Source organism: Parabacteroides chongii, from assembly GCF_029581355.1.
Classification (GTDB): domain Bacteria; phylum Bacteroidota; class Bacteroidia; order Bacteroidales; family Tannerellaceae; genus Parabacteroides; species Parabacteroides chongii.
The window spans coordinates 4,577,611-4,591,234 of record NZ_CP120849.1 but is presented as its reverse complement, the minus strand read 5'-3'; the positions used below and the strand labels follow the sequence as shown (position 1 = coordinate 4,591,234).

General features: G+C 41.9%; 13 protein-coding genes. 5 read left to right on the top strand and 8 right to left on the bottom strand.

The window, feature by feature from the left end:
- Positions 1 to 49: 49 nt before the first annotated feature.
- Positions 50 to 502 (top strand): ATPase, encoded by a 453-nt coding sequence (locus P3L47_RS17390; RefSeq protein ID WP_028729164.1) that lies wholly within the window; start codon positions 50 to 52, stop codon positions 500 to 502.
- 64 nt (positions 503 to 566) lie between these two features.
- Here the strand turns inward: P3L47_RS17390 and P3L47_RS17385 are convergent, their stop codons facing one another.
- The 6 genes from P3L47_RS17385 to P3L47_RS17365 all read right to left on the bottom strand — a co-directional run bounded on the left by P3L47_RS17385 (position 567) and on the right by P3L47_RS17365 (position 6,571).
- Complete coding sequence (locus P3L47_RS17385) at positions 567 to 1,952, bottom strand: ATP-binding cassette domain-containing protein (protein WP_277781575.1); 1,386 nt, start codon at positions 1,950 to 1,952, stop codon at positions 567 to 569.
- A complete protein-coding gene (locus P3L47_RS17380; RefSeq protein ID WP_277781574.1) occupies positions 1,949 to 2,866 on the bottom strand; it encodes a substrate-binding domain-containing protein in 918 nt (305 codons plus the stop codon). Before P3L47_RS17380 ends, P3L47_RS17385 begins: the two co-directional genes overlap by 4 nt.
- Before the next feature lie 235 nt (positions 2,867 to 3,101).
- A complete protein-coding gene (locus P3L47_RS17375) occupies positions 3,102 to 4,661 on the bottom strand; it encodes a sodium:solute symporter family protein (RefSeq protein WP_277781573.1) in 1,560 nt (519 codons plus the stop codon).
- Positions 4,658 to 4,798, bottom strand: a complete 141-nt coding sequence (locus P3L47_RS23680) for a symporter small accessory protein (protein WP_337940218.1) — start codon at positions 4,796 to 4,798, stop codon at positions 4,658 to 4,660. Before P3L47_RS23680 ends, P3L47_RS17375 begins: the two co-directional genes overlap by 4 nt.
- A gap of 13 nt (positions 4,799 to 4,811) precedes the next feature.
- The gene (locus P3L47_RS17370) at positions 4,812 to 5,237 is read right to left on the bottom strand and encodes an acetolactate synthase (protein ID WP_122360019.1); all 426 of its coding nucleotides are present in this window, start codon (positions 5,235 to 5,237) and stop codon (positions 4,812 to 4,814) included.
- Between the two features lie 32 nt (positions 5,238 to 5,269).
- Positions 5,270 to 6,571 (bottom strand): phenylacetate--CoA ligase family protein, encoded by a 1,302-nt coding sequence (locus P3L47_RS17365; protein ID WP_122360018.1) that lies wholly within the window; start codon positions 6,569 to 6,571, stop codon positions 5,270 to 5,272.
- 205 nt (positions 6,572 to 6,776) lie between these two features.
- Between P3L47_RS17365 and P3L47_RS17360 the strand changes: the two genes are divergently transcribed.
- Genes P3L47_RS17360 through guaD form a run of 3 tightly spaced genes read left to right on the top strand, consistent with a single transcriptional unit; the run spans position 6,777 to position 10,364 of the window.
- Positions 6,777 to 8,417, top strand: coding sequence for a PAS domain-containing hybrid sensor histidine kinase/response regulator (locus P3L47_RS17360; protein ID WP_122360017.1), 1,641 nt, complete (start codon positions 6,777 to 6,779; stop codon positions 8,415 to 8,417).
- 8 nt (positions 8,418 to 8,425) lie between these two features.
- The gene (locus tag P3L47_RS17355) at positions 8,426 to 8,980 is read left to right on the top strand and encodes a DJ-1 family glyoxalase III (RefSeq protein WP_122360493.1); all 555 of its coding nucleotides are present in this window, start codon (positions 8,426 to 8,428) and stop codon (positions 8,978 to 8,980) included.
- A gap of 43 nt (positions 8,981 to 9,023) precedes the next feature.
- Positions 9,024 to 10,364, top strand: a complete 1,341-nt coding sequence (guaD, locus tag P3L47_RS17350; protein ID WP_277781572.1) for a guanine deaminase — start codon at positions 9,024 to 9,026, stop codon at positions 10,362 to 10,364.
- Here guaD and P3L47_RS17345 read toward each other — a convergent pair.
- On the bottom strand, positions 10,329 to 11,315 hold the full coding sequence (locus P3L47_RS17345; protein ID WP_277781571.1) for a 4Fe-4S binding protein: 987 nt from the start codon (positions 11,313 to 11,315) through the stop codon (positions 10,329 to 10,331). The genes guaD and P3L47_RS17345 overlap by 36 nt on opposite strands.
- 131 nt (positions 11,316 to 11,446) lie before the next feature.
- Between P3L47_RS17345 and P3L47_RS17340 the strand changes: the two genes are divergently transcribed.
- On the top strand, positions 11,447 to 12,184 hold the full coding sequence (locus P3L47_RS17340) for a DUF5131 family protein (protein WP_122360014.1): 738 nt from the start codon (positions 11,447 to 11,449) through the stop codon (positions 12,182 to 12,184).
- Between the two features lie 80 nt (positions 12,185 to 12,264).
- Here the strand turns inward: P3L47_RS17340 and P3L47_RS17335 are convergent, their stop codons facing one another.
- On the bottom strand, positions 12,265 to 13,533 hold the full coding sequence (locus P3L47_RS17335; RefSeq protein ID WP_345799080.1) for a type IX secretion system plug protein: 1,269 nt from the start codon (positions 13,531 to 13,533) through the stop codon (positions 12,265 to 12,267).
- Positions 13,534 to 13,624 lie beyond the last annotated feature (91 nt).

The window sequence follows — 13,624 nt, the reverse complement described above, 5'->3', positions numbered from 1 at the left end:
ACGTGATTTAAATAATAACAAAAAAATAATTAAACAAACAAATTTCATTATGGAACCAATTTTATTAGCTTATCTTGGTATTGCGTTGATGACAGGTTTAACCTTTATCGGCAGTAGTTATGGTGTAACAATCTGCGGTAACGCAGTAGTAGGAGCAATGAAGAAGAACCCGGATGCACTGGGTACTTACATCGCATTGAGTGCGTTGCCTTCTTCACAGGGTTTGTACGGATTCGTAGGTTATTTCATGATGCAGAAATTCCTGGTTGCAGACATTACCATGTTGAATGCAACAGCGGTATTCGGTGCCGGTCTGGTATTAGGATTTGCAGGTTTATTATCTTCCATCCGTCAGGCAGAAGTTTGTGCAAACGGTATTGCCGGTGTTGGTGCTGGTCATAACGTATTCGGTGCAACAATGGTAATGGCCGTATTCCCTGAGTTGTATGCTATCTTGGCTTTGCTGGTTGTTATCCTGATCGGCGGAACTCTTCCGGTGTAATATTTAGTATTTAACATAGTAGTATCCCCTGTTTTATCGGTTGATAAGACAGGGGATTTTTAGTTTATATATAATTGACAGCCGTTAGTCGAATGATCACCGAAGCAAGGCGGTCTATTTCTTCCTGGTCGTGTGATGTGAAAATAATAGTTTGTCTGTAGCCTGCCTGTCGCGCGATTATACGATCGATAATGCGGATGGTAAGTGCTTTATCCAATCCTTTGAACGGTTCGTCGAGAAGCATCACTGCAGAGGGATATGCCAATGCCCGGGCAAGAGCGACGCGTTGTTGTTGCCCGTAGCTGAGTTCGTTCGGATAACGCTTTTGAAATGCTTCCATTTCGACAATCTCCAATGCTTTCCGGGCTTCCTGTTCCGAATAGGCAGGATCATAGTCGGATGCCAGCGGCAGACAGATATTTTGCATGACCGTCAGATGAGATAAAAGTTCCGGCTCCTGAAATACAACAGAGAATAGTAGTTGTTTACCTGATGATACTTCTCCATGGAGAGGCTTCAGTGAGCCGTCCAACAGATTCAATAAAGTGGTCTTTCCACTACCCGAAGGAGCTTTTATGCCATAAATGACACCCGGCTCGAAAGTATATGAAAAGTGGGATAATACTTTGGTATCGGCATACCGGAAAGTAACATCCGTCACTTTTATAGGATAAACAGGGGAGATGTGATTATTTTCCCGCGTCGTATTGCTGAACTGTATGTTCCATTTTACTTTCGACAGCAGGTTAATTCCCTTATCAAAGAAGAAACTTATCAGAATGGCTATAATAGTCCAGGCAATCAATTCCGGCACAGATATAAAGAGTTGTGCACGTTTCATTTCCCCGCCAATCCCAAAAGCACATTGTGAGAGGACTTCACCCATAATGATCGCACGCCAGCCGAATCCGATGGCAGAGGTAAGTCCGCTGAACAGGAACGGTTTGAGCTGGGGATAGAAAATGTGCATCAGCTTGTTTTTACGACTGATTCTGAACTGGTCCGCCATGATGGAAAGTCCGGGGTTCAGATTGATAATTCCTTTTGTCAGGTTTTCCGCCAGTAAGGGGAACATGGTCAGAAAGGCGATCATCAATGGAATCCCCTCAGGATCAAGAAAGATCAAAGCCAATAAGATGAAAGAAATAACCGGAACAGACCGCATAATCGTCAGCAACGGTCGGGATAGCTCATAAAGCAGCTCATAACGGGCAAATAAAAAGGCTGCCGTAATTGCGGCAGCGAACGACAGCAATATGCCGGATATACCACGTAAAACGGTAGCAAATATGCTTTTATAAAAGGTTCCGGTGGCAAACAATTGGAATAAGGCTTTTATAAGATCGGGAACCGATGGTATCAGTTCCGGTTGATCCATAGAAAGGGCTGTCAGTTGCCAGACCAGCAATAACAGGCATATAGATATAAATGAGATCAGTCCTTTTTTCATTGTTTCTCCGGCATAAAACCATTGTCCGGAAGTTTTCCGCCTATGGCTTTCGGTTCATATTTTTCTATCAGACGAAGGAAGTCAAGGATACTCTCTTGGGCTTCTGCCGTTGACAGGTATTTAATTTGACATCTTTCTATACTTTCCGGTGTCAGTGATCCGGGTATAAATATATTCCGGTTTTCAAGTATCCGGATCGTTTGTTCCGGTTGGCTGACTGCAAACTGGCAGGATTCATTCAACAGACTGTCTAGTTCAGCTCTTTTCCCTTGTAACGCAGGTGCATATACAATGGCAGTCTGGGAAAATCCGGGAGAAAGACTGTCAGGATTGTTCAGGCTCGATTGAATATAGATCGTACTGTCTTTCCCGAGGATAAGGCTTAAAAACGGTTCAGCCATTACGGCTGTCTGAACCTGACCGCTAAGCAACCCCTGGCTTATCTCGCGGGGAGTAGAGAAAGAATAATTCAAAGAATAAGTCAATCCGTTTTGTTTCAGATAGTAGCGGGTTAAAATATCCGGTGTAGTACCTGCACCAAAGACATGTAAAGTATTTGTTTCCCGGGAGAGAACATCAGTATCCTTCTTTTTAACAATATAAAGGTTTCCCCACACAGGACATCCCAGTAAAGCGTATTTCAGTCCTTTGTTATATAAATTAGCTGCATTGATCATGGGGAGTGCCGCCAGATCTGCTTCACCTTTTATCAGCAACGCCTGCATTTGTTCCGGCGAGTCCACTATATCGACCGACAACCGTTTACCTTCTATTTCGGGAGAGTCTTCAATCATCTTGGCGAATGCTATAACAGAAGGACCGCGGAGAACGGCAACATGGAGTACATTCCGTCTTTTTTCCGTTTTATTACAACTGCATAAGATCAGAAGAAACAGACAAAAGTATTTGATCATCTTTTTTGAGTACAAAGGTAAAAATTTAGGACTAATAGATAAAATAAAAAGAAAGGAGGTCTATAAAACATTAAAGGTTGTCATCACGACAACCCCTAACCAACTTTGTTAACCTTAAATCTAATACTATTATGAAAAAACCACAGTACAAATGTACAGATCTTTTCATAAGTAGCAATAGTTAAAATGCTAATGTATGTTTTCTAACATGTAATAAATATTAATGTGTTTCATATTATATGTTATTAGCCTTTTCCTGCGTCATCAAGCTGACTATGATGATAGCAGCGACCGACAACGGAAGAGCAAACAGAATAGGATCTATTGCAAACCAGGGGTATACATCGATCAGTACGTCTTTTCCGGTTAAAGCTTTGCATAAACCCACTGCACTTGCTTCTGCTTTATGAAGGAATAACATAGCAAACATACTTGCCAATGCGCCGGTCCACAGGCTTGCTAAAGCACCTTGCCTGGTTGCCTTTTTCCAATATAAAGCACAGAAATACGCAGGAAGGAATGTAACTGCACAAACTCCCATGAATAAGGCTGTACCTCTGGCTATAATACCTGCACTCAACGTGTAACAGATTATGTAACTCAACAGAATGGAACACAAAACGCCTATACGGACTCCCATAGTGGAATTGGTATTTTTACGGCGTCCGAGATTCGGAAAGGCATCTGCCCCGAATGCAGCTCCCATAGTGTGGAACTGTGCGCTTAGGGTAGACATGCTGGCGGACAGGATACACAGCATAAAGACTGCACCGAACCATTCCGGCATGGCCCGGTCTATAAATAACGGAATGATCTTATCCATATCTTTTATTGCTTCGGAAGCCACAACGCCTTCAGTCTTTATAAAAAACAGATTAGACAATGCTCCGACATGATAGATTGCTCCGACAGAAACAATCAGGAATACACAACCGATAAGCACTCCGCGGTTCAATTGTTTGGTACTTTCTACCATCATAAAACGCACGACTAATTGAGGTTGCGCCAGACAACCGATACCTACACCCAAGATCAGCGAAGTAACCAAAGTATACCATTGAGGTGAACCAGTGACCGGCATCGCTGTCCATCCCTGATGGCCCAGTTCCTTGAAGCGGTCGGGGACAAGATGTGAAATCTCTGTCAGTTTTTGATTCGCTTCTATGAATCCCATATCCATTACATGGTAAAACCAGAATAAAAGGAACAACATGCAACCGAACATGATAACGGCCTGCAATGCATCCGTATATAAAACACCTTTGATCCCCCCTGTAATTACATAGGCAGCAACGATCAGCGTAAATATCAGCAGTGCCAGATGCAGGTCGATATGGAACATCTGTTCGATAAAAACAGCTCCTCCTTTCATGACGACAGCAGCATACAACGGCATCCCTATAAATATAACCGTAGCTATGAATATCTGGATACTACGCGAATTATAATGCATCCCCAACAGTTGCGGAAATGTACGTGCATTGTGCTCTTCTCCCAGCTTCCGGGTTTTTCTGCCGAAGAAAATAAAAGCCACAACCACTCCCATAAACATATTCAACAGGCACAACCATTGAATACCCATACCGAAAGTAGCGGCAACACCGCCAAAACCAACGATAGCTGATGCGGAAATAAATGTAGCCCCATAAGAGAGAGCCATAACAATGGGGTTGACTTTTCTTCCCCCTAATAAGTAATCACTGGCATTTTTTGTCTGTTTATATCCTATATAGCCTAACCAGGCAATAACGAACATGTAAACAATAACAATAATTCCAAGGGTAAGGGTACTCATTTATCAGATTGTTTAGGGTTATCACTCTCTTTATCTCCTTTATTCCAATAGGTAATTCCGAACCATAAAGAAAAAATTAAACACGCGAAGGCTAACAAGTAGGCTAACCAGATACCGGGATCTTCTATTCCGAACATTTGTTATTTGTTTTTATAATTTCATCAAGTCGCTTTCGCAGATATATTCCAGATTCTGACGACGGATCACTTCGCGGGCAGCTTCCCGGTTATTGGTGCGCAGGATCAGGATCGATTTGTCATTCAGAGAGAAACAGTACATATATTCGATACTTAAACCAGCTTTTGTAAAGTGTGTCAGCGTTTCAGCAAAACTTCCTGCACAGGAATTGGTAACGATCGCCAATACATCTGTTAAGTTTGCACTCACATTATTACTCTTCAGTATCTTATATGCTTTTTGAGGATCGCTTACAATGATGCGTAGAATACCATACTCCGATGTATCCGCAACTGTCGCAGCAATGATCCGTATCTTCTCTTCAGCAAGCAAAGCCAGGATTTCACTAAGTTTTCCATATTTATTTTCCAGGAAAATAGAAATTTGATTTACTGTCATAGCTGTATCTTTTTATTTGTTGAACAATTATTTTAACAGAACTTACGCAAGTCTTTTACTCTTATGGCTTTGCCTTCCTGCACAGGTAATGAACCTTTGGCTACCAGTTTCAGGCGCGGGGTGAGCAGCAGTTCGTCTTTCAGTTGTCTTGTGATATCCTTGGCAAGACGTTGAAGCACACTGTAATCGTCTGTAAACAGGTCGCTTAGTTCCACTTCGATCAGCATTTCGTCGCTGTTGTTCACAGTTTCGAGTGTGATCAGGTAGTTGCTGCCCAGCTCTTTGAACTGCATTAATATCTTCTCAATCTGAATAGGGAAGAGGTTGACACCCTTCAGGATGATCATATCGTCGCTACGTCCTTTGAACCGGGCCAGGCGTTTGTGAGTTCTTCCGCAAGGGCATTCGCCGGGGATGATACAAGTTAGGTCACGGGTACGGTAGCGTAACAATGGCATTGCCTCCCGATTGATCGTGGTCAATACCAGTTCACCGACTTCTCCTTCCGGAACCGGTTGCAATGTTACAGGATCGACGATCTCGACAATGGTATAATCTTCCCAGATATGTAAGCCGTTTTGTTCAGTACATTCGAAAGCGACACCCGGACCGTTCATTTCTGACATACCGAAACAATTGTAAGCTTTTACGCCCAGCAATTGTTCAATGCGTTTACGCTGTTCTTCCGAATGAGGTTCGGCACCGATACATACAGTATGCAGTTTGGTATCCTTACGTGGGTCCAGTCCCATTTCATACATTACTTCCGCCAGGCGGGTTGCGTAGCTGGGAATGATATGCAGGCAGGTCGTTCCAAAGTCTGTAATGAATTTGATCTGGCGTTTGGAGTTACCGGCGGCGGCAGGAACGGTCAATGCCCCCAGTTTTTCCGCTCCGTACTGAAATCCCAAACCACCGGTGAACATACCGTATCCGGAAGTATTCTGGAAGACATCCGTATCCCGTAAACCGACCATATACATACAACGTGCTACCTGATTCGCCCACTGGTCCAGGTCTTTTGCCGAATGTAATACCACGGTCGGGTTTCCGGTCGTTCCGCTTGAAGAGTGTATTCTCACACAATCCTTGAGAGGGATGGCAGCCATTCCGAACGGGTAATTATTACGCAAGTCGTCTTTCGTTGTGAAAGGGATTTTCTGCAGGTCATCCAATGACTGGATGCTATCCGCTGTTATGCCGTTGTCTTTTAGCACTTTACTGTAGAAAGGGGAGTGTCCGGCTAATTCTATTGTTTGTTTCAGTCGTTCTAACTGTAGTTTATTCAGTTCTTCACGACTCATCGTCTCAATATCTTTCTGCCAATACATCATAGCTTTTTCGTATTATATTGTGTTTAATTCATGTAATTAGACTGCAAATGTATCTTTTATTTTGGATTGGAGCAGCATTTTATATTAAAATAATGGGTATGGATGAATTAAATCGGTGTTTTTCAAGGTTCAATGAAAAATATATTTACATTTGCTATTCGATATAAGCAGCTATAATTAATATACAAGCCTTAAAATCTAAGAAATGAGAGAATATGAAAATTATTCAAGAGAAGAATTGATTCAGCGCATTAAAGAACTGGAAACAAATCTTTCCCAATCTGCAAGAAATGATGCAGAAATAGAAGAAATGAGTGAGAATCTTGCCAAGCAACGCAAGATCAATTTCCTGAGTATATTAATGAACACAATTCTGTCGAATGTTTTCGTTGCAATTAGTGTAAAAGATATTTTCGATGGGTTTAAGTACATCTACTTTAATCAGGCTGCAGAGGATTTTACCGGGGTCAATGCATCCGATGTATTAGGAAAAACGGATTTCGAGCTTTATCCGGATCCTCGAAGAGCCCATGAAATAAGAACAGAGGATTATTCTACGATAAAGAACGGGAGAACACAGAAGGTTATGGTGGAATATGAAAAACCCGATGGTGATATTCGGATCGTAAATACAATTCGTTTGTTGATAACCAATCCGGACCCGGGAGCTTCTCCTTTATTGTTAGTAATGTTATGGGACGTTACCGAGCAGCGGCAAAACGAACTGGACTTGATCAAAGCACGTGAAGCCGACGAAATGAAGAATGCTTTCATTGCTAATATGAGCCATGAAATACGTACCCCGCTGAATGCAATCGTTGGTTTCTCTAGATTGATCACTGAAACGGATAATGACAGTGAACAACAGGAATATCTTACTATTATTGAAAATAACAGCGATCTGTTACTCCAATTGATCAATGATATTCTGGATTTTGCGAAGATAGAATCAGGGACATTGAATTATAATGTTTCGTGTGTCGATTTGAAAGATATTTGCCATGAAGTATATGTGTCTCAGTCATTGAAAATGACTTCGGATGTTGCTCTGTTATATAATGGAGATATGCTGCCTTCTGTTAAGTTACAGACTGATGCACAACGTGTTGAACAGGTTCTTCTGAATCTTCTCTCCAATGCGATAAAATGTACAAATCAAGGTTTTATATCACTGTCCTATAAATTGGAGGAGGGGTTTGTACGGGTTTCTGTGACAGACACAGGAATAGGTATCGCGAAAGAAAAGCAGGATACTATCTTTGACCGTTTTGTGAAGCTGGATGATTTCAGGCAAGGTACAGGCTTGGGATTATCAATATGCAAGATGATCATTGAAAAATTGGGCGGGAAAATAGGAGTAGAATCGGAACGGGGAAAAGGCTCTTCTTTTTGGTTTACATTACCCTTAAACGCTTCATTTTCATTTTTGGATGAAAAAGTTGACGGAAGTTTGCCTGATAATATTCCGGAAGCATTACCCGGGCAATATACTTTACTGATAGCAGAAGACGTATTGGAAAATTATCTTTTGATACAAGCTGTTTTAAAACAGCAGTATCGTTTGATCTATGCGGTAAACGGATTGCAAGCCGTACAGATGTTCAAAACTTATAAGCCGGATCTTGTCTTGATGGATATAAAAATGCCGATAATGGATGGCTTTGCTGCAACTTGTGAAATCAGGAAATTATCTCCGGATATTCCAGTACTGGCTCTTTCGGCTTTTGCCTACGACAAGGAAAAAGAGAAAGCAAAAGAATGTAATTTCAATGACTACCTGGTAAAGCCGGTCGATATCCCATTATTAAAATATAAGATAAAGTATTATCTGAACAAAAATAAATGATAAGCATTATGAAACAAGCATTTGTATTCCTGGCTACAGGATTTGAAGAAATTGAAGCATTGGGCACAGCCGATATATTGCGCAGAGGTGGTGTCAGGGCTACTACAGTCTCTATCGATGGAAATAAACGGGTCATGGGAGCACATAATATTCCGGTAGTTGCCGATTATGTATTTGAAGATGCTGACTACAGCTCTGCGGATGCTTTGATCCTTCCGGGAGGAATACCTGGCAGTAACCATCTGAACACCTGTACCCGGCTGAAAGAGTTGGTAATGGAGAAATATAAGGAAGATAAAATACTGGCTGCCATATGTGCCGGTCCTATGGTTCTCGGAGGATTAGGATTGTTGAAAGGGCGCAAAGCTACTTGTTTCCCTTATTTTGAACCGACAATGATTGGAGCAATCCCTACAGAGAACGGTGTGGAGCAGGACGGCAATATCATTACTTGTAAAGGTCCGGGATTCGTTTTTGATTTTGGTTTAACTATTCTACGGGCACTTCGTGACGAAGAAATTGCACAGGAAGTTGCAGCTGCTCTCTTAGTCAATTATAAGTGAATTTTTGTATCTTTGGTCATTAGAACCAACAACAGGTAAGAAAATGAATGAGCCGATATATTTATACAGGGGAGAAGTCTTTTACTTTAAGTCTTCTCCTTTAGAATCAAAAGACTGCTATTGTTATTTTTCTGACGGGCTTCTGGTGGTTTCGGAGGGGAAGATTGTGGAAACCGGTGCATATGAAGATATAAAAGATCGTTATCCGGGAGCATCCCTCACGGATTACTCCGGTAAATTATTGATGCCGGGGTTGATTGATTCGCATGTTCATTATCCGCAATCGGAGATGATCGGTATGTATGGCAGACAGTTGCTTGACTGGCTGAACGAATATACGTATCCGACGGAAGAAGCCTTCAGTAACCCGGAATATGCAGAGCGGGTAGCCCGTCTCTTTGCCAATGAGCTTTTCCGTAACGGAACGACAACGTGTATGGCTTATGCCACGGTTCATAAGGAATCGGTCAATGCGCTTTTTTCTGTGGCTTCCGATTATAACATGCTGATGATGACCGGTAAGGTGTTGATGAACCGTAATGCTCCACAGGCTTTGACAGATACGGAAGAGTCCGGAGAAACCGATAGCAGGGAGCTGATCGAGACCTGGCATAAGAAAGGGCGTAATCTGTATGTGATTACTCCCCGTTTTTCGATCACTTCCACACATGGTCAACTGATCAGTGCAGCCCGCTTGCATGAAGAATATCCCGATACATATATCCAGACTCATCTTTCAGAAAATAAGAATGAGATAGATTCGACACTTTCTCTTTCTCCGGAATGTTCTGATTACCTGGAAGTCTATGAACGTGCCGGACTAGTGACGAATCGTTCTGTATTCGGACATTGCATCCATCTTTCTGATTCGGAATGCCGGCGAATGGCAGAAGCCGGAGCGATAATAGCCCATTGCCCGACATCGAACCTGTTCTTGGGAAGTGGCTTGTTCGATATGCAACAGGCTAACAGGATCAATATACAGACAACGCTTGCCACAGATGTGGGGGGAGGAACTTCTCTTTCTCTTTGGAAAACAATGGCAGAATCTTATAAAGTACAGCAATTGAATGGTTATTCGATGTCTGTATTTGAGTCATTATATAAATGTACTCTCGGTACAGCCAGGGCGTTACAGCTGGATGATAAGATCGGTAGCTTTGAAAAGGGAAGAGAGGCTGACTTTATTGTTGTCGATTGCATGGCAACCTCTTCCCTGCAAATGCGCAAAAATTATCTTGAACGTAATGGGAAATGGAATCTTGAAAACAAATTATTCGGTGTTCAGACATTAGGGGATGATCGTAATATTTTAGCTACTTATGTAGCCGGAAAGCTTGTCTACCTATCAGATGCGTGCAATCATCAGGAAACAGGTATGTAAAACGACTGTAATGATGATCCAAAGGCGTTCGGCTGTGACCGGACGCAGTTTTAAAAAGCGATACTCCAATCCGCCATGTTTACAGGCAGAAAGGCAGTCGCCACAATACGTACAGGTATAACCGAGTTTTCCCTTTTCAATATTTTCTTTATGCAAAGCATCATATTTACAGGCTTTCAGGCAAGCCATACAATGGGTACAGTTCGTATTTAAGCTGACCCGAAAAGGAGAGAGTTTCTTCATAAAAGAAACCAATGTCCCTATTGGGCAATAGCTGCTGCAATGGATCATTTTTCTCTTTCGTCGTGAAAGAGTCAGCATGATTCCTAATCCGATTATTCCGACTGTAACTCCTGCGAGTGTTGCGATCCAGCCTTCAGCTCCTGCTAGTCTTAACGTGATGGCTCCGGCAATTACTAATAAAAATACGCTGTAACGTAGCTGTCGATGATAGCGAAAAGCTGTTTTTTCTGTTTTGCCTTTTGCGCTCCAGGCATCAAATGCTCCGAAATAACAAAGCTGACTGCACCAGGCAGGACCGGATAATAACAGCGTGCTCAGGAAAAGTATCGGCATGAATAATCCTTCCATCCGGTACAAAGGCCCTGCAAGTATAACAGCGGGAACCGGTAAATGCAGCTTTCCCGTCATAAGAAATATGGGATCGACAAGGATTCCTAATAATAATTGTCCGAAGAAAACAATGGAAAAAAGTAGCCATGCCCTAATTCTCCATTTCGGACGTTCTTTGCGGTCTTGCATTTTATAGGAGAGTATTGCTCCGTAAATAACAGCTATGCCAATTTGGATCCAACCTCCGGAGGACATTAATCGTTCTGATAAAAGCAACGGTTTTTCCGGAATAACCTGTACGATAGTCAGTAAGATGGCGATCAGTACGGCTACCAGGATAGAGGTATAAAGATATTTGGGTATAATAACAGTTTTCATAGCATCTGCTTTTTTTAATTCCAGCTTTCAAAGATACTTTTTATATTCAAACATCATAGGGTTATCATATCTCTTTTCTATATTTGCCAGTCCGGAGGAACGTTTAAAAACTAGTTTTGAGGAAATATAGAATGGGACAAAAGTCTTCAATATGGAATCCCTGGCATGGCTGTCACAAATTAAGTGAAGGTTGCCGGCATTGTTATGTATACCGTAGTGATAGTAAATATGGGAAAGATAGCTCTGTTGTTACAAAGACGGAAAAATTTGATTTGCCTTTGCAGCAGAAAAAGAATAAAACATATAAGATTCCTTCGGGAAACCTTGTTTATACCTGCTTTACTTCTGATTTTCTAGTAGAAGATGCGGATGAATGGAGGCAGGAAGCCTGGGCAATGATACGGGAAAGGCAGGATCTTCATTTTCTTTTTATTACCAAACGGATAGACCGGCTGCATAAATGTCTTCCGCCTGATTGGGGAAATGGGTATGATCATGTAACTATTTGCTGTACAATGGAGAATCAAGATAGAGTAGACTATCGTTTGCCTATTTATAAAGCTGCTCCGATAAAACATAAAATCATTATTTGTGAACCCCTTCTTAGTGCAATCGATTTCAGAGGAGAACTGGGGGCATGGGTGGAACAGATTGTGGCGGGAGGGGAATCCGGAAAGGAAGCTCGTGTATGTAATTATGATTGGGTATTGGATATCCGCCGGCAATGCATGGAAGAACATATCAGCTTTTGGTTCAAGCAGACAGGTGCCTATCTGCTGAAAGAAGGACATGAATACAAGATAGCCCGTCAGTTCCAACATTCACAGGCAAGAAAAGCCGGAATTAATTTTGAAGCAGAAAAATCTTAGGAATGAATAATTAGCTCTAGTAAAACCAAACATCCCGGTCTCTTAGATAAAGAACAACCAGGATGTTTAGTTTAGCTTAATCAAAATACCTGCATGGCATTTTTAACGCTTGTGACTCCGATGAGCCGGTCATATTGTGTTCCCATAGGGCGATAATAGACGTAGATGGTATATTCGTTTTCCGTCTGATAATAATTGCCTTCTATCGGTCCTGTTTCTCCGACAGTACTGCCGTTCGGTACGAACAGATACTGATAATTATAACTTCCTTGTTTTAGAAGCACTGCCTTTTCATATTGGTGAGTTTCAAAATTATACCCCATCTTACTCTTTTCATCGAGTACATTATGGTACAGTTCGCCATTCAGATAGACACTTCCGTCGAGAAAAGGATCGCACGCCAAGGCAAAATGAACAATGAAATAATCCGCTTCCGTATCCGGATCGTCACAACTGCTGCAACGGATAAAGAAACGACCGTCCTGATCCTGGTCATACTGGTATGTTTGGTCACATCGTTTGTGATCCGTCATCAGCTCAACATTGTAGTAGGGGTTGTGAAAAGAAATACTTTCCACATGCATTCCGTTATATTTTGTGCTTAGAAATTCTGTACGGCGATATTCATTCCCTGCAGGGAATATCAGACTCCGGTTGTAAGAATATGTGATCTGATTCTCAGCGATGGACATAGGTTGAAGGCCTGAGACTGCATTATCTCGGCGATTATCCTGATAAACGAATATCTTCAGGTCGGTTTGCGGATATGGAATAGGAAAGTTCTTGTTATTGATACTGAAACTGACCTGCTGATGGCTCTGATTGGTATCGATATCGGTATTTCCGCTTACAGATGCAGAGATGCCGACCATCGGTTCTACCACCGAAAAACAGGCCGTGAGAATTATCTGGTCAGGGATATCTTCATTATAAATCTGCACGGCATAATTACCCGAAACTTTAAACTGTATGTCGTCATTCGGCAACAGCAGATTATAGTTTGTGTATTGCGTCGTGGTGTTAATGGAATTCGCGAAGTCATCTATTGTTAATCCCTGAAAACCACTCATATATTGAATGGGAGAGAGGATGGACTTCTGCCAGTTGGCATCACAATGGATGATAGAATAGGAGTAGCGGACACCACCCTGTTCCAACGCATCGAAGTTGATCTGGATCTGCTGACCTCCGTTCAATTCGATATAAGGCTCGGAAATAAACTCTCCTGCCACCTTCACCTGAAGGGTTTTTATCAGCTTGCTGTTAACGTCGGTAAAGTACGTTTGCTGAGCATTGGCCTGCATTACAGCGGCACAAAACAACAAAAATAATAAACAATATACTCTCATTTTCATGTCTCTTTCTTTGACGGTACAAAATTATGGAATTATTTCTCTAATTATTTCTTTAATCCTGCTTTAAAGCATAAAAATTTATGTA